The organism is Planosporangium thailandense (genome assembly GCF_011947195.1).
GTDB classification, from domain to species: domain Bacteria; phylum Actinomycetota; class Actinomycetes; order Mycobacteriales; family Micromonosporaceae; genus Planosporangium; species Planosporangium thailandense.
Window position 1 is genome coordinate 1 of sequence record NZ_JAATVY010000052.1, and the last position, 15347, is coordinate 15347.

At 70.6% G+C, this 15347-nt stretch carries 13 protein-coding genes and 1 pseudogene; 6 read left to right on the forward strand and 8 right to left on the reverse strand.

What is annotated here, in order from left to right; translation table 11 throughout:
* Positions 1-144: 144 nt before the first annotated feature.
* Complete coding sequence (locus HC031_RS31670; RefSeq protein WP_167929142.1) at positions 145-567, reverse strand: DUF2992 family protein; 423 nt, start codon at positions 565-567, stop codon at positions 145-147.
* A gap of 481 nt (positions 568-1048) precedes the next feature.
* Here HC031_RS31670 and HC031_RS31675 point away from each other — a divergent pair, with 481 nt between their 5' ends.
* Together HC031_RS31675 and HC031_RS31680 are read left to right on the forward strand one after the other, a co-directional pair.
* On the forward strand, positions 1049-2929 hold the full coding sequence (locus HC031_RS31675) for a GH25 family lysozyme (RefSeq protein WP_167929143.1): 1881 nt from the start codon (positions 1049-1051) through the stop codon (positions 2927-2929).
* A 636-nt stretch (positions 2930-3565) separates the two neighbouring features.
* On the forward strand, positions 3566-6805 hold the full coding sequence (locus tag HC031_RS31680) for a S8 family serine peptidase (RefSeq protein ID WP_167929144.1): 3240 nt from the start codon (positions 3566-3568) through the stop codon (positions 6803-6805).
* 70 nt (positions 6806-6875) lie between these two features.
* On the opposite strand, the gene HC031_RS31685 is transcribed toward HC031_RS31680, so the two are convergent.
* Positions 6876-7340 carry a hypothetical protein gene (locus tag HC031_RS31685; protein WP_205863500.1) on the reverse strand — a complete coding sequence of 155 codons (465 nt, stop codon included), beginning with the start codon at positions 7338-7340 and terminating at the stop codon, positions 6876-6878.
* A 241-nt stretch (positions 7341-7581) separates the two neighbouring features.
* On the opposite strand from HC031_RS31685, the gene HC031_RS31690 reads away from it, so the two are divergent.
* Entirely contained in the window at positions 7582-8286 is a 705-nt protein-coding gene (locus HC031_RS31690; protein WP_167929146.1) for a hypothetical protein, read from the forward strand.
* Positions 8287-8442: 156 nt separating this feature from the next.
* Positions 8443-9339, forward strand: coding sequence for a lytic polysaccharide monooxygenase auxiliary activity family 9 protein (locus HC031_RS31695; protein WP_167929147.1), 897 nt, complete (start codon positions 8443-8445; stop codon positions 9337-9339).
* A gap of 17 nt (positions 9340-9356) precedes the next feature.
* Here HC031_RS31695 and HC031_RS31700 read toward each other — a convergent pair whose 3' ends face one another.
* Positions 9357-10214 carry a fused MFS/spermidine synthase gene (locus HC031_RS31700; RefSeq protein ID WP_167929148.1) on the reverse strand — a complete coding sequence of 286 codons (858 nt, stop codon included), beginning with the start codon at positions 10212-10214 and terminating at the stop codon, positions 9357-9359.
* Positions 10215-10280: 66 nt separating this feature from the next.
* Positions 10281-11339: an ROK family protein gene (locus tag HC031_RS31705; protein ID WP_167929149.1), complete on the reverse strand. Its 1059-nt coding sequence runs from the start codon at positions 11337-11339 to the stop codon at positions 10281-10283.
* 483 nt (positions 11340-11822) lie between these two features.
* Between HC031_RS31705 and rho the strand changes: the two are divergent.
* Positions 11823-13046 (forward strand): annotated as a pseudogene (gene rho / locus HC031_RS31710) (transcription termination factor Rho); the annotation flags it as partial.
* A 4-nt stretch (positions 13047-13050) separates the two neighbouring features.
* On the opposite strand, the gene trxA reads toward rho, so the two are convergent.
* The 3 genes from trxA to HC031_RS31725 form a co-directional block, all read right to left on the reverse strand.
* Positions 13051-13494, reverse strand: a complete 444-nt coding sequence (gene trxA, locus HC031_RS31715; RefSeq protein WP_167929151.1) for a thioredoxin — start codon at positions 13492-13494, stop codon at positions 13051-13053.
* A 122-nt stretch (positions 13495-13616) separates the two neighbouring features.
* Positions 13617-13832 (reverse strand): hypothetical protein, encoded by a 216-nt coding sequence (locus HC031_RS31720; RefSeq protein ID WP_167929152.1) that lies wholly within the window; start codon positions 13830-13832, stop codon positions 13617-13619.
* Between the two features lie 103 nt (positions 13833-13935).
* Complete coding sequence (locus tag HC031_RS31725; RefSeq protein WP_167929153.1) at positions 13936-14091, reverse strand: hypothetical protein; 156 nt, start codon at positions 14089-14091, stop codon at positions 13936-13938.
* Between HC031_RS31725 and HC031_RS31730 the strand changes: the two genes are divergently transcribed.
* Complete coding sequence (locus tag HC031_RS31730) at positions 14090-14725, forward strand: hypothetical protein (RefSeq protein ID WP_167929154.1); 636 nt, start codon at positions 14090-14092, stop codon at positions 14723-14725. The two genes, HC031_RS31725 and HC031_RS31730, sit on opposite strands and share 2 nt — an antisense overlap.
* A 60-nt stretch (positions 14726-14785) precedes the next feature.
* Here HC031_RS31730 and HC031_RS31735 read toward each other — a convergent pair.
* Positions 14786-15347, reverse strand: a 562-nt coding sequence (locus HC031_RS31735) for a glycosyl hydrolase family 65 domain-containing protein (RefSeq protein WP_277349869.1), incomplete at its 5' end; no start/stop codon positions are given.

Here is a 15347-nt window from a genome sequence, read left to right on the forward strand (position 1 = left end):
CGCCGCCGGCACCCACCGGTTCACCTTCACCGTCGCCGGTGATCCGACCACCCACACGGTCACCGTGAGAATCCGATAAGACGCCAGCAAAGGGGGATGGGCCGGTCCGGCTGGACCGGCCCATCGCCGTTGTGGGCCAGCGGCTCAGCGCCCGCGGTGGCGCACCCGGGACTTCGCACGACGTACCTGACGGCGACGCTCCGCGTGCTCTTCGCGGCGTTGGCGACCGCGTTGGTCCGCTGTCTGTACGCGTAGCTCGAGGTCTTTCTTAACCGCCTCCTGTGCGGCGGTGGTCGGACGGGACCGGCGAGCGGCGCGGGCGGCGTCCCGGGCCAGCCTCTTCGGGTTGCGGATCGGTGCCGGGGCCGGCGCATCGTCGGCCACGGCTGCGGCCCTCTCGACCCGTACGAGCAGCGCGGTGCGGTGACACAGCAGGTACTGATACAGCTCCGCGTCGGTCGGCTCGGCGCCGAACACCTGGCGCACCGCGCGTACGCGCCCGTCGTGTCGCTGTTCAAGCACAGCGATCCAGAACGGATCGCCGAAATATACCGTCATCGTTTCCATCGTGGTCTCCTGAGCGCAGGCAGCATCGGTCCTGCGCTGGACAACCGGAGCGGCGTACCGACCGGCAGGAGACGGGCCGTCGACGAGCCGACGGCGCCCCGACTACCAACGGGGCAGTGTTTTCGCGCCTGTCCACGATATCGCCGGTCGATGTGTGGCAACGAGGCGGGAACGCGCGCGGAACGGTCAGGTTTGGAGTGCCCCGGCCGATGGGAGTTCTCGTCCACATCGGTACGACAGCCACGCGAGTCGTGGCAAATACGAGTAAATGCCTCAAATGGACTGTACGATGAGCCGGTCTTACGGCCTCACGGAATAGATGACCCGAGCGTGGTGAGCGCCGTGGTGGCCAGCCCTGCGCGATTCCGCCCCGTGTGACGGCGGTTCGAGGCTGTGTGCCGCCGCTGGGACGGTTAGCCGCGTTCCCGCTCGATCCACGCGCTGCCATCGGTCGGATCTCCAGATCAGAAAGGCGCCCGGTTTGAACAAACGGACCTCACGGCTACGGAACTGCGCGACGGCGATGGTCGCCCTTGTCAGCGTGTCGGCCGCGATTCTCGCCGGCGTGGCGCCCGCGACCGCCAAGAGCGGTGGAGCCTACGTGCCGGGTGACGGCGGCTCCGCCCACGCGGGGGTGGACCCGGGATCCGGCAGCACGAAAGCCGCTCCACGCGCGGCGGCGTCCGCCGCCGGACCCGCGGGATACTCCGTCACCGGCATCGACGTGGCCAGCTGGCAGGGGAATATCGACTGGAACCGGGTCGCGGCCGCGGGTACGGACTTTTCTTACGCCAAGGCCACCGAGGGCACCACGTACGTCAATCCGTACTTCGACAGCCAGTACCGCGGCGCGAAGCGGGCCGGCCTGTACTCGGGCGCGTACGTGTTCGCCCGGCCGGACTCCCCGGACGCCGTCGGCCAGGCGAACTACTTCATCGACCACGCGCAGTTCGCCCTCGACGGCAAGACGCTTCCGCCGATGCTCGACATCGAGTGGCCATACAAGGGGTCGAGCGGCAAATATGTCGCGCCGTACCCGTGCTACGGGCTCGACGCGACGGCGATGGTCAATTGGATCCGCACCTTCGTGAACCAGGTGTACGTGCGCACCGGTAAGAAGATGCTGATCTACACCAATCCGAACTGGTGGAACCCGTGCACGAACAACACCACCGCGTTCAGTGACCAGTACCTGAGCGTCGCGGCCTACCGTGACACGCCGCCCACGTACCTGCCGAGCGGCTGGTCGAAGTGGACGGTCTGGCAGTACGCCGACTCCGGGGCGCTGCCGGGTGACCAGGACGTCTTCAACGGATCACCCGTCGATCTCGCCGCGTTCGCCGCGCAGGCGGCGCCCAAGTTCACGGCTGCCGGCGACTTCAACGGTGACGGACTGGACGACGTCGCGCTGTTCTACGACTACGGTGTCGGCTACGTCTCACTGTGGACGATGAACGCCCGCAAGGGCGGTGGCTTCGATCCGCCCGTGGCGCGCTGGTACGCCCCCTTGTGGGGCACCGGTACCAGGTTTATCAGCGCCGGGGATTTCAACGGCGACGGCAAGGCCGACATCGCGCTGTTCTACGACTACGGCGGGGGCAGTGTCAGGGTGTTCACCCTGTCGGCGAACGGCAACGGCGACGGTGGCTTCGCCGGGCCTTTTATCCAATGGACCGGCCCGGTCTGGGGTTCGGGGACCAGGTTCATCAGCGCCGGGGACTTCAACGGCGACGGCAAGGCCGACATCGCGTTGTTGTACGACTACGGCGCCGGTCATGTCGCGGTGTTCACCCTGCCGGCCAGTGGTGGCGGTGGGCTGGCCGCGCCGGTGCTGCGCTGGAACGGCCCGGTCTGGGGCGCCGGTACCAGGTTCATCAGCGCCGGGGACTTCAACGGCGACGGCAAGGCCGACATCGCGTTGTTGTACGACTACGGCGCGGGTCATGTCGCGGTGTTCACCCTGCCGGCCGGTGGTAACGGTGGGCTGGCCGCGCCGGTGCTGCGCTGGAACGGCCCGGTCTGGGGCGGTGGCACCAGGCTGATGTCGGCCGGCGATTTCACCCACGACACGAAGAGCGACCTCTCGCTGCTGTACGACTACGGCCGGGGTCACGTCTCGGTGTTCCGCCTGGCCGCCAGTTCGACCGGCAACGGCAGCCTGGCCGGGCCGATCCAGGTCTGGGACGGCCCCTCCTGGGGTGGCGGGACGAAGTTCATGATCTCGGGTAGTTACACGGGCGCCGCCACCGACGACATCGGGCTGTTCTACGACTACGGCGGTGGGCACCAGGCCATGTTCACGCTCAGCGTCGCCGCCGGCGGACACGTCGGGCCGTCGTACGCCTGGGACAGCGCCTCGTAGGCGGTCACGTACGAAATCCGGCAACAGCGGTTCGGCCTCGTCCTCTTCGGAGGGCGGGGCCGTTTCCGTTGGCCGGGTCTACCTGCGACCGTGTCGTGTGCGCATTTCGCGCCCCGGGCCGCTGCGTGGTGCAGGCTGCCGCGCTCGGACGCCGTCGGACACGGCTGTGGCTCAGGCCGGCGCGCTCGGACGTCGCCGGACGCCGCCGTTGCTCAGGCCGACGCGCGCTCGGACGTCGCCGGACGCCGCCGGAAACTGTCGGACACGACCGGTCACCATCGGTCGCCATCGGTCACCCCGGGACCGCCGGGGCGCTTCGGGTTGCGACGGTACAGCTGTCACGTAGCGGTCGGTACGGGGCGGGTAGCGATAGGGTCGGGCCCCGGTTCCGATGGGGTCCCCCTCGCCGGAAATGGCCGAACGGCCGACCGGGGCGGTCCATCTGACGACGGTGGTTCGGCCACTGTGGACCGCAGCATCCCAGGCAGGGAGCAATCGTCGGCAATGAATGTCACGACCCTGTCACAAGGTTGAGGTGACTAGTGACACCGCCGGCGCTCCTTGCGAAGGATGCGCATCAACGTGCCCTGTGACCCCAGGGCCGCGTTCCCCGGAGGAAATGTGAATATAAGTCGCATGTGGAGCCGACGGTTTGCCGCCGGGCTCTTCGCGTCAGCGCTGGCCACCGGTGCCATCTCGCTGACGGGCGTCGCGGCTGCGAGCGCCGCACCGTCCGCCGCGTCCGATGCCCCCAAGCCCGCCGCCGACACGTTGGGCTCGCACGACAGCGAGCTGTTGGCCCAGGCGGAGGCCAAGGGTGAGCCGACAGTCACCCTCATCGTCGCCACCGACAAGGGCAAGACCAAGAACGTCGCGGGTGAGCTCAAGAAGCTCGGCGGCAAAGTGGCCAAGCAGGTCGATCAGGTGGGCTACGTACGGGTCCAGGTACCGACCGCCAACGTGCGCAAGGCCGCCAAGGTGCCCGGCGTCTCGGCCGTCGATCTCAACGAGTCGATCCCGCTGCCCAAGCCCGAGCCGGTGGCCAAGGCCGAGGGCGGGGCTTCGGCCCAGGCCGCGGTGGCCGCACCGGGCAAGGACACGCCGGCGACCAACCCGTACATGCCCACGAACGAGACCGGTGCGGTCGCCTTCAAGCAGGCGCACTCCACGTGGGACGGCCGAGGCGTGACGATCGGCATCATGGACTCCGGTGTCGACCTGGACAACCCGGCGCTCCAGACCACCTCGACCGGTGAGCGGAAGATCGTCGACTGGTTCACCGCGACCGACCCGATCTACGACAACGACGGCACCTGGCTGGCGATGCTGACGACCGCCACCGGCCCGACGGTCACGTACAAGAGCGAAAGCTGGACGGTCCCGGCCGGGACCTACAAGATCAGCCGGTTCTCCGAGGCGATCGCGGTCGGTGAGGTGGGCGGCGACGTCAACCGCGACGGCGACACCACCGACACGTTCGGCGTCCTGTACGACCCGGCCAACGGCGACATCCGGGTCGACGTGAACCAGAACCACGACTTCACCGACGACCCGGTGATGCGCCCGTACAAGGAGCGGTTCGACGTCGGCCACTTCGGTACCGACAACCCGGCCACCCCCGTGCGGGAGCAGATGCCGTTCGTCGTCGAGCACCGTTCCGTGGACACGACGGCCGCCGGCGTCCCCGGCCTGACCGACTTCGTGAACATCGGCATCGTCGAGGGCGCACACGGTTCGCACGTCGCCGGTATCACCGCCGGGTACGACATGTTCGGCAACCCGAACTACAACGGCGCCGCCCCCGGCGCCAAGATCGTGTCCGCGCGCGCCTGCTCCTGGGGCGGCGGCTGCACCGCGGCCGCGCTGATGGACGGCATGGCCGACCTGGTCATCAACCACCACGTCGACGTCGTCAACATGTCGATCGGCGGCCTGCCCGGCCTCAACGACGGCAGCAACGCCCGGGCCGAGCTGTACAACCGGCTAATCAACGACTACGGCGTCCAGATGTTCATCTCGGCCGGCAACTCCGGCCCCGGCGTCAACACCGTCGGCGACCCGTCGGTCGCGAGCAACGTGGTCAGCGTCGCCGCCTCGGTCAGCAAGGACACGTGGCTGGCCAACTACGGCTCGGTCGTGCGTACCAAGGAGAGCCTGTTCAACTTCTCCTCCCGGGGGCCGCGCGAGGACGGCGGCTTCAAGCCGGAGATCGCGGCGCCCGGTTCGGCGATCTCGACGGTTCCGATGTGGCAGCCGGGCCAGCCGGTCGCGGATGCCGGTTACGCCCTCCCGGCGGGCTACGCGATGTTCAACGGCACCTCGATGGCCGCTCCGCAGGCCACCGGCGCCGCCGCGTTGCTGCTGTCGGCGGCCAAGGCCACCGACAAGGGGGTGACCCCGGCGGCGCTGCGGCGGGCGATCTTCAGTTCGGCCCGGCCGATCGACGGCGTCCAGGCGTACGAGCAGGGCTACGGCGAGTTCAACGTGCCCGGCGCGTGGAACCTGCTCAAGGGCGGCGTCGAGACCCGTGGGTACACCGCGGACGCGCCCGTCTGCACCCCGCTCTCGGCCTACCTGACCACCCCCAACCGGGGCGTCGGCGTCTACAACCGGTGCGCGGTGGGCAGCGGCGGCCAGAAGGCCGGTCAGGACAAGACGTACCGGATCAAGGTGACCCGTACGAGCGGACCGAAGGGCGACGTCAAGCACGTCCTGCGCTGGGTCGGTAACGACGGCACCTTCAAGTCCGACCGCAACGTGGACCTGCCGCTGAACAAGCCCGTGACGGTCGAGGTCGAGGCCAAGGCCGGGGTAGGGGTGCACAGCGCGATCCTGGAGATCGACGACCCGAAGACCTCCGTGGTCGACTTCGAGGTCCTCAACACCGTCGTCATCGCGAACGACACGACCGCCAAGGCGCCGGCGTACTCCTTCACCACTCAGGGGTCGGTCGACCGCAACGCGTACAAGACCTTCTTCGTCACCGTCCCCGAGGGCGCGACGGCGCTGCAGGTCAACCTCTCGGGTATCGCTACGGGAGCGCAGACGCGGTTCATCGCCTTCAACCCGTGGGGCGTCCCGGTCGAGGACACCTCCAGCCTCGGCTGCTACACCAACTTCTCCGACCCGGCGGTGTGCAAGCCGCAGGAGCGGGACTACCAGAACCCGATGCCGGGCATCTGGGAGTTCGAGGTGGAGGCCCGGCGCACCTCGCCGGCGCTGAACAATCCGTTCTCGCTGACGGCCCGCGTGCAGGGCGTCACGGTGAACCCGGCGGTCGTCCAGCTGCCCAGCGTGCCGGCCGGCCAGCCGAGCGCGGTCAGCTGGACCGTCAAGAACACCTTCGGCCCGGTCAAGGTGTCCGGCCAGGGCGGCCCGCTCGGCAGCGCGGCCACCGCACGGCCGACCATCAAGCCCGGCGAGTCGCAGACGTACACCGTGGTCGTCCCCGCCGGGGCGACGAAGCTGGACGTCAAGATCGGTAACCCGAGCGACCCGGGTGCGGACCTCGACCTGTACGTGCGCCGGAACGGCGCGGTGGTCGGCCAGTCCGCCGACGGCGACTCGGAGGAGGAGGTCGTGCTGACCAACCCGGCCCCGGGCACCTACCAGGTCCAGGTCGTCGGCTACGCCGCGCCGACCGGCTCGACGCAGTACGACTACCGCGACGTCTTCTACTCGCCGTCGCTGGGTTCGGTGTCGGTGCCGAACACGGCCGTCAGCCTCGCCAACGGCGCCTCCGCCGCGATCGCCGGTACGGTGACCGCGCAGCAGGCGCCCACCGCCGGCCGGCAGCTGTTCGGTGAGATGACGGTCGTGACGGACGAGGGCGCGGTCGTCGGCCGCGGCAACGTCCAGATCGGCGCGGTCAGCTGACCCGTCACCCCTGACAAGGACGAGAGCCCGCCCCCGTCGAGGGGGCGGGCTCTCGTCCTTCTGTGAGTTGTCAGGCCGACTTCGCGCTCTCCACGATGAACGGCGTTCCCTGCTGGCAGGTCGTCACGAGGTCGGCCTGCACCCGGCCGGTCACGGTCACGCGGGCGCCGTCCCGGAGCTGATCGCGCGGGCCGCCGATGAGCAGATAGCTGTCCAGCAGCATGCAGTTGGGCTCGACCCCGGCCCGCACGGTGCCGGTCAGCGTCATGGGCGCGCTCGGCTTGGTGCCCAGATCCCCGGGCCGGCTCGGGCCTCCGGGCGCCCCGGTGGGTGGCGCCGGCACCGGCAGGTCTTCGACCGGTGACGAGCCGGGCTGCCCGGCGGAGGGGCCGGGTCGAGCACCCGAAGGGCCGGGCTGAGCGGCTGAGTTCGACACTGACGATCCTCCGGACTCGTTGGCGTGCGTACCCGGCTGGCCTGCGGCGCAGCCGGTGAGCGCCGCACAGGCGACGATGGCGGGCAGGGCGAGCCGCATTCTTCTCACGCCGGGTATGACGTTGCCGAGGTCGCGGCCGTTCCCACGGACCGCTGGAGGGGTGCCGCGGCCGATAAAGAACAACTTAAGTTTTGTTTCATCGGACGCTATGGCCACGAGGTGGCCGGCACGGTGGCCGGTTGCCTACGTTGACCGGGTGCCCCGTGATACCGACGACGATCTGACGGATACGGGCGTCCCGCCTGCGACCGAACGCCGCAGGCCGGGTCAGGGGCGGCACGTGCGGCCATCCAGGATTCTGCCCTGGATCCTGGCGCTCCTCACGTCGTCCATGGTTCTGACGGCCGGCATCCTGGCGATCAACACCTTCCTCCGCCCGGCCGAGCGGGCCGCTGCCTCGGACGCCGCAACGGCTTTGACAGGTGCCACCCGGGACACCGCCGACGAGGCGTCGCGCGGCTTCGCCCGCGCCGATCCGGCAGCGAGCCCCCTGCCGTCCGGGTCCGTTCCGCCGACGTCCCCGGCCCCGTCCGCGCCGCCGGCCAGGCTCCCGCCGGTGGCCGGGCTCAAGCAACTCGAGATGGACAACGCGGTCGCGATCGTCCGGGCCGGCCAGCGCATGAACCTGCCCAAGCGGGCGTACGTGGTGGCCATCGTCACCGCGCTCCAGGAAAGTCACCTGCGCAACCTCGCCAATTCGAAGGTGCCGCAGTCGCTCAAGGTCCCGCACCAGGGGGTGGAGTCCAACTTCGACTCGGTCGGGCTGTTCCAGCAGCGCCCGAGCCAGGGCTGGGGCACGGCGGCCGAACTGATGGACCCGACGACCGCGGCGACGCGGTTCTACGCCCGCCTGGCGAAGGTCTCCGGCTGGCCGACGATGACCGTCGGCGACGCCGCCCAGGCGGTGCAGCGATCGGCGTTCCCTGATGCGTACGACAAGCATCAGGCACAGGCTCAGAAGATCGTCGACGCGATCGCGGGGTGAACTCCCCGGAGATCACCCACGTGTAACCGGTCGGGCGGGGCGCTCCCGGACCGGACGCGAAACGACCGGACGCGAAACGACCGGACGCGAAACGACCGGACGCGAAGCGGTCGGAGCCGCCGCCCGCTCACGCTGGACGCAAAGGAGATGTGCCCGATGGCCGTTCCCCGCACGCTCGCCCGGATCGCTCTCGTCGTCACCGCCGTTGCCCTGCCCACCGGCCTGGTCACCGCGCCGGCCCTCGCGCACGGCGCGCTGGACAGCCCGGTCAGCCGGGCGGTGGCCTGCGGACCGGACGGCGGTGCCGGCGCGCAGTCGGCGGCGTGCAAGGCGGCCGTCGCGATCAGTGGCACAACCCCGTTTGTCCAATGGGACAACCTGCGCGTGGCCAACGTCGGCTGGCGCGACCGCCAGGTGATCCCGGACGGGAAGCTGTGCAGCGGCGGGCTCCCCGCGTACCGGGGGCTCGACCTGCCCCGCGCGGACTGGCCGGCCACCCGGCTCGCCGCCGGAGCGAACTTCACGTTCACCTACCGGGAGACGATCCCGCACAAGGGGACCTTCCGGCTGTACGTCACGAAGGACGGGTACGACCCGACGAAGCCGCTGACGTGGAGTGACCTGGAGGTGAAGCCGTTCCTCACGGCCACCGATCCGCCGATTCAAGGCGACGCGTACGTGATGCGGGGCCAGTTGCCGGCGGGCAAGTCCGGCCACCACCTGATCTACACCATCTGGCAGAACTCCAGCACCCCGGACACGTACTACTCGTGCTCCGATGTGATCTTCGGTCCGGCGGCCGCCACCCGTACCGCCGCTCCGACCACCCCGGCCGCCCAGCCCCCGGCGGCAGCCGCCGCGGACAGCGCCGCTCCCGCGGCGGCCGACCAGCCGCAGCCGTCGCGTACCGGGGGCCCGGCAACCGTCGCGTTGACCCGGATCGGCAGCACGAGCGGCGCCGCTCCGATGATGGCGGCGGGCGCCGCCGTCCTGCTCGCCGTCGCCCTGGGCGCCGGCGGGTTCTGGCTGCGGCGACGTCGCGCGCCGCAGTGAGCGGGCCAGCGGCATGCTCAGGTGAGCAGCGCCGGAGGGGGAGCCGGGGAGTCCTGCGCGTCGGCATCGGTCATCGGTCGCGCACCGGAGATGAAGCGGTCCAGGTCGATGCCGTGCAGCACGCGGGCCGGGAACGGGTCGCGCCGGGCGGCGGCGGCCAACCGGTCGACGGGCAGGCCGTCGGGCCGGGTCGCGGCGGCGAGCACCACGTTGCCGTACCGCCGGCCACGCAGCGTGCCGGCCTCCGCGACGACGCAGACATCGGGGAACGCGGTGCGCAGCGTGGCCGCCTGGATGCGGGAGAACGCCAGCGGCGGCAGGTCGGCGACGTTGACCGCGTAGAGCCCGCCCGGTCGCAGGATCCGGGCGACCTGGGCGGCGAACTCGACGCTGGAGACCGCGCCGGGCATCTGCGCGCCCTTGTAGACGTCCGCGATGACCAGGTCGAACGCCGCGTCCCGGGTGCCTTCGACGGCGGCGCGGGCGTCGGCGACCCGTACCCGCAGGTCGGCGCCGCGGGGAAGCGGCAGCACCCGCCGGACGAGGGCGATGAGCGCGGCGTCGCGCTCGACGACCCGCTGGTGGGACCGGGGACGGGTCGCCTCGAGGTAGCGGGGGAGCGTCAGCGCGCCGCCGCCGAGGTGCAGGACCCGCAGCGGCGAGCCGGCCGGGCCGGCGGCGTCGATCACGGAGGCGATCCGGCGCATGTACTCGAACTCCAGGTAGGTCGGGTCGCCGAGATCGACGTGGGACTGCGGTACTCCTTCCACCAGCAGCGTCCAGCCTTCCGGCCGGTCCCGGTCGGGCACCAGGGCGGCCGTCCCCTGATCGACCGGCTCCACGACACTGACCGGTCCGCGTCTCGATGCCTTCACCACGGTTGCTTCACCACGGCACCCACCGTAGCCGCGGCGCCGGTGGGTGCCGCCGGCCAGCCGGCGTCAGATGACCACCGCTGGTGCGACGGGCGCCGCGGGCGTGATGAGCGCCTCCATGGCGGCGATGGCCGAGCCTCGGGCGCCGGCCATGTCGAGATCGGGCACCAGGGCGAACACGGCCGCCGCGGACTGCTCGGCGCGCAGGACCGTGTGCTCGCGTACCTTCGCCAGGAACCACTCGCGGAACGCGGGCGCGGCCTCCACGACCCCGCCGCCGACGAAGTACGCGCTGGGATCGGTGAAGTTCGCGGCGATCGTGAACAGCCGCCCGAGCGCCATCGCCTGCTGCTCGAAGATCTTGAGCGCGAGCGGGTCGCCGGCCTCCCCGTAGCCGCGTACGAGCTTCGCCGCAGCGCGCGGCGACTCGGCGCAGGCGAGCTCATGGTCGGGGTGTCGGGCCAGCCAGTAGGGCAGCAGGTTGTTCATGATGCCGGTCAGGGACGCCACGCTCTCCACGTCGCCGCTGAAGCCGCAGTTGCAGGTGGGGACGGGCTGGTCGGCTTCGAGCAGGCCGTCCATCGGGATGTGGACATGCCCGAATTCGCCGCCCATTCCGACGGCTCCCCGGACGACCCGGCCGGCCTCGATCACGCCGCCGCCGAGGCCGGTGCCGACGATCGCGGACACCGAGGAGTGCGCGGTCGCGCGGGCGCCGAAGTACAGGTGATGGGCGTACAGCGCCGCCGCGTTGCCGTCGTTGTTGTACACGACGGGCAGGCCCAGCCGCTCTTCCAGCGCGCCCCTGATGTCGAAGCCGTGCCATGCCGGCTGGGAGAAGTTCGTGGCGCCCCTGGACGAGATGACGCCGTTCGCGCTCGCCGGGCCCGGCGTGTCCAGGCCGACGGCGGCGACGAGCTTCCTGGGCGCTCCGGTGACCTCGAGGATGTTGTCGAACGCGTCGACGAGCGCCCGGACGGCCACGTCCGGACCGTTGAGCACCTCGCTCGGCGTCTCGACCAGCCGGTCGACCAGGAACCGCCCGGACGCCTCGAGCACCGTCGCGTTGTTGCAGGTGCCGCCGTTGTCGAGGCCGACGACAAGCTGGCGGTCCGAGGGGCTCATGGTGACTTCCTTCGCACGGGGACGGTGGGTGGATCAGGTGTGAGGCCTATCGTGCCGTCGCTACCGCGCGCTGGACAAGCAGGGGAGGTGGTCGGCGGTGAGCCGGTGCCCGGCGCGAGGGTGTTGCCCACCACCAGCCGCCGAGCTAGGCTTAATAGGCCTTGTGGATGCCGGCGAGTGCGCTGTCAGATAACTGTGCTGCCCCAGACAGTCCTGCCGCCCCAGGGAGTCTTTCGATCGCCATCATCGCACGGCGCCTTCCGCAACGGTGACGACGCCGTCCGGTCCGGCGCTCCATTGGGCTCATCAGCTCCGGTGTTCGTAACTCGGGCCCTATGACACGGTCGGGCACCCGCAAACCGGCAACGAGAGTGCCCGCGCGCCACACCACAGACCTGGCTCAGCCACATCTTCGAAAGGATCACCATGAGGTCTCCGAGGTCCGGCATGAGCAATGCGCAAATCGCACGTACCCGGCCCGTACGGCGACAGCCGGCTCCGACCCGGGTGGAGACCGGGCCCGGCGTACCCGTCGCCGGCACGGTCGAGATCTTCGACAATCACGGCTTCATCCGGACCTCCGGCTACCTTCCCGAGCCCGACGACGTCTATCTTTCGGCGGGCCAGATCAGGCGGTACGGGCTGCGCCGCGGTGACGAGGTCACCGGGGTGGCGCAGGCCGCCGGACCGGATGGTCCCGCTGACGGCGAGGGCGCCGGCCGGCCCGGTGGTGGCCGGGACCGCGGCCGTCACGGGCGCGACCGGCACAGCCCGCTGGTCCGGCTGGACACGATCAACGGGATGGAGCCGGACGAGGCGCGCCGTCGGCCGGAGTTCTACAAGCTGACGCCGCTGTACCCGCAGGAGCGGCTGCGGCTGGAGACCGAGCCGCAGATCCTGACGACGCGGGTCATCGATCTGGTGATGCCGATCGGCAAGGGGCAGCGGGCGTTGATCGTGTCGCCGCCGAAGGCCGGTAAGACGATGGTGCTGCAGTCGATCGCGAACGCGATCACCCGCAACAACCCGGAGTGCCACCTGATGGTGGTGCTGGTCGACGAGCGTCCCGAAGAGGTCACCGACATGCAGCGGTCGGTGAAGGGCGAGGTCATCGCCTCGACGTTCGACCGCCCCCCGACCGATCACATGGCGGTGGCCGAGCTGGCGGTCGAGCGGGCCAAGCGCCTGGTCGAGCTGGGCCACGATGTGGTCGTGCTGCTCGACTCGATCACCCGGCTGGGTCGGGCGTACAACCTCGGGTCGAAGACCGGTGGCCGCACCCTGTCCGGTGGCATCGACTCCACGGCGCTGCACCCGCCCAAGCAGCTTCTCGGCGCGGCGCGCAACATCGAGAAGGGCGGCTCGCTGACCATCATCGCCAGCGCTCTGGTCGAGACCGGGTCGGCCGGTGACACCCTGATCTTCGAGGAGTTCAAGAGCACGGGCAACGCCGAGCTCAAGCTCGACCGCAGGATCGCCGACAAGCGGGTCTTCCCGGCGGTCGACATCGAGGGGTCGGGTACCCGCAAGGAGGAGGTCCTGCTCGCTCCCGAGGAGCTGGCCATCGTGCGGAAGCTGCGCAAGGCGCTGCACGCGGTCGACTCGCAGCAGGCCGTCGAACAGTTGCTCGACCAGCTGCGCCGGACGCGTACGAACTTCGAGTTTCTGACGCACGTGGCGCGGTCCGGCTCGCCCCGCGCCGCCTAGCGCGTCAGCTCGTCCCGGCGAGGGATTCCTCGACCCATTTGCGCAGCGCCGCCGCGGGGGCCGCGCCCGCCTGACGCGCGATCACCTGGCCGTTGCGCATCAGAATGAGCGTCGGCACCGCCTGGATGGTGAACCGCTGGGCCAGCTTCGGCGCCTTGTCGACGTCGACCTTGACCAGCTTGACCCGGCCCGCGAGCTCCCTGGCGACCGTCTCGAGCGCGGGGCTGACCATCCGGCACGGGCCACACCACACCGCCCACATGTCGACGACGACCGGGATCGTGGCCTGCTCCGCTATCTCGGCGAAGGTGTCGTCGTCCGCGTCGGTGACCCACGGCAACGGGTTGTGGCACTTCCCGCAGCGCGGCACACCGCTCGCCGCCGCGGGTACCCGGTTCTTGGCTCCGCAGTGCTCGCACGCGACGACGGTGCTCGTCATGGTTTTCATGGCCGCCTCCAGGGCCGGGCCGCTCGTTCTTGATCAGCTCTTCCCGGCGAGGTCCGCGGCAAACCGCCTGCGGCGGACCGCTGACGACAACCGCCAACCGCGAACCGGCGACGACGAACCGGTCAGGCGACGGGATCGAGGACCGACACGCAGTCGGGGCAGCTGTGTCGGCCGGTGCTTCCAGCCGCGCCGTCCCAGCCCAGCCGGCGGGCGGCGGCCCAGAGCGCGTGCCAGTCCGTCCGGTCGGTTCCCGGCCGGGAGATGACGTAGCCGCAGTTGTCGCACTCCAGTTCCAGCCCCATGCCCGTGCCGAGATCCCACGACGGCGTTACTGTCACCGCTCACCCCCGATGCGTTTCACCGGCAGGAACGTGCCCTACCGATCGGTACGGCAAACGTGATGTGAGTAACTCTCCGTATGGGGGACCGTGGAAACGGGTGTCACACGGCGAACCGGACCCGCCTGCGCCGGCGCAGGACCCGTACCAGCACGACGAGCGCGGCGCCGAGCACGACCAGTACGCCTCCGGCCAGCAGCAGCCACACCCCCAGCGGCGTACTGGCGGCCGGCCGGACGGGCGCCGCGGGGGCGTCCATGACCGTGAGTACCCCGTCGTTCGACAGCGCCACACCGCCGGCCGGGACCGGAGCGGCCACCTGGCTCGGGTCGCCCGCCGGCGCCGAGGAGCCGGCCGACGGCTGCGGTTGCGCCGACGGTGACGGCTGGGCCGATCGTGCCGGCGAGGGTTGGGCGGTCGCGGAAGCGTTCACGACCGGCGAGGCCGCGCCGGGCGGCGTGGCCGTCGTGGGCGCGGGGGAGGGCGGAGCGGACCTGGTGGAGCCCGCTGCGGCGTCGATCGTGTACGTCGCCTGGCGGCTGCCCGTATTCGGCGCGGAACCGCTGACGACGTGCGAGCCCGTCATGCCCGCCGACGGGGTCAACGTCACGCTCGCCGAGCAGGTCCCGCCGTTCATCCCGGCACGGGTCTGCGCGACGGAGCGGCCGTCCCAGCCGAAGGTGACCGGCCCGTCGCAGGACGGCCCGAACAGGCCTCCGGAGGCCGGGTACGAGTACGTGGCGGTAACCGGCGCGCCGGGCGCGCCGTGGCTGGCGGACAGTGTCAGCCGTGTTCCCGTCGCGGCCAGCGCCGGCGAGCCGGCGAGCAGGGCCACGGCGACGCCGACCAGGGTGACCAGAGCGGGACGCGCAATGTGCACCGGGACATACTGATCCAGATGTCCGATTTTGACAAAGCTCGATGTCTACCGGTCGGTCGGGCGGGTTCGGGTCTCACGGTTCGCAGACTTCTGTCCCCGGCAGGCGCCGTTCGGGCGCACGGCCCGGTGGCTGGCTCGGCCGCGGACCCGGCTGGACCGCGGGGATCGGGTACGTCGCCGGCTCACCCGCGGACAACGTGAAGGTACGACCGTGGTGGGCCAGCTCGACCGGCTCCCCACCATCCAATGTGTACGTTGTCTCGGCGCGGGTCGCGTTGACGCACAGCCGCTGTCCGCGCCACATGACGTTGAACGTGAGGCGGGTCAAAGGTTCGGGCAGCCGCGGTGCGAACGTCAACGACCCGCCGCGGTCGCGCATGCCGCCGAACCCGGCCACCAGCGCGATCCACGCGCCGGCCAGGGACGCGATGTGCAGCCCGTCGCCGGTGTTGTGCTCGAGGTCGTCGAGGTCCATCCGCACGGCTTCGCCCAGATAGTCGTACGCGAGGTCGAGCTGGCCGACCTCGGCGGCCATCACCGACTGGACGCACGCCGACAGCGAGGAGTCGCGTACGGTCAGCGGCTCGTAGTACGCGAAGTCGCGGGCTTTCTCGCCCGGCGTGAACGCGTCGCTC

Excerpts from the sequence above, each read along its gene's own strand:
- HC031_RS31730 (WP_167929154.1), top strand. The coding sequence starts at position 14,090 with ATGACCGTGAGTACCCCGTCGTTCGACAGCGCCACACCGCCGGCCGGG.
- HC031_RS31680 (WP_167929144.1), top strand. The coding sequence starts at position 3,566 with ATGTGGAGCCGACGGTTTGCCGCCGGGCTCTTCGCGTCAGCGCTGGCC.
- HC031_RS31685 (WP_205863500.1), bottom strand. The coding sequence starts at position 7,340 with ATGCGGCTCGCCCTGCCCGCCATCGTCGCCTGTGCGGCGCTCACCGGC.
- HC031_RS31705 (WP_167929149.1), bottom strand. The coding sequence starts at position 11,339 with ATGAGCCCCTCGGACCGCCAGCTTGTCGTCGGCCTCGACAACGGCGGC.
- trxA (WP_167929151.1), bottom strand. The coding sequence starts at position 13,494 with ATGAAAACCATGACGAGCACCGTCGTCGCGTGCGAGCACTGCGGAGCC.
- HC031_RS31725 (WP_167929153.1), bottom strand. The coding sequence starts at position 14,091 with ATGGACGCCCCCGCGGCGCCCGTCCGGCCGGCCGCCAGTACGCCGCTG.
- HC031_RS31670 (WP_167929142.1), bottom strand. The coding sequence starts at position 567 with ATGGAAACGATGACGGTATATTTCGGCGATCCGTTCTGGATCGCTGTG.
- HC031_RS31695 (WP_167929147.1), top strand. The coding sequence starts at position 8,443 with ATGGCCGTTCCCCGCACGCTCGCCCGGATCGCTCTCGTCGTCACCGCC.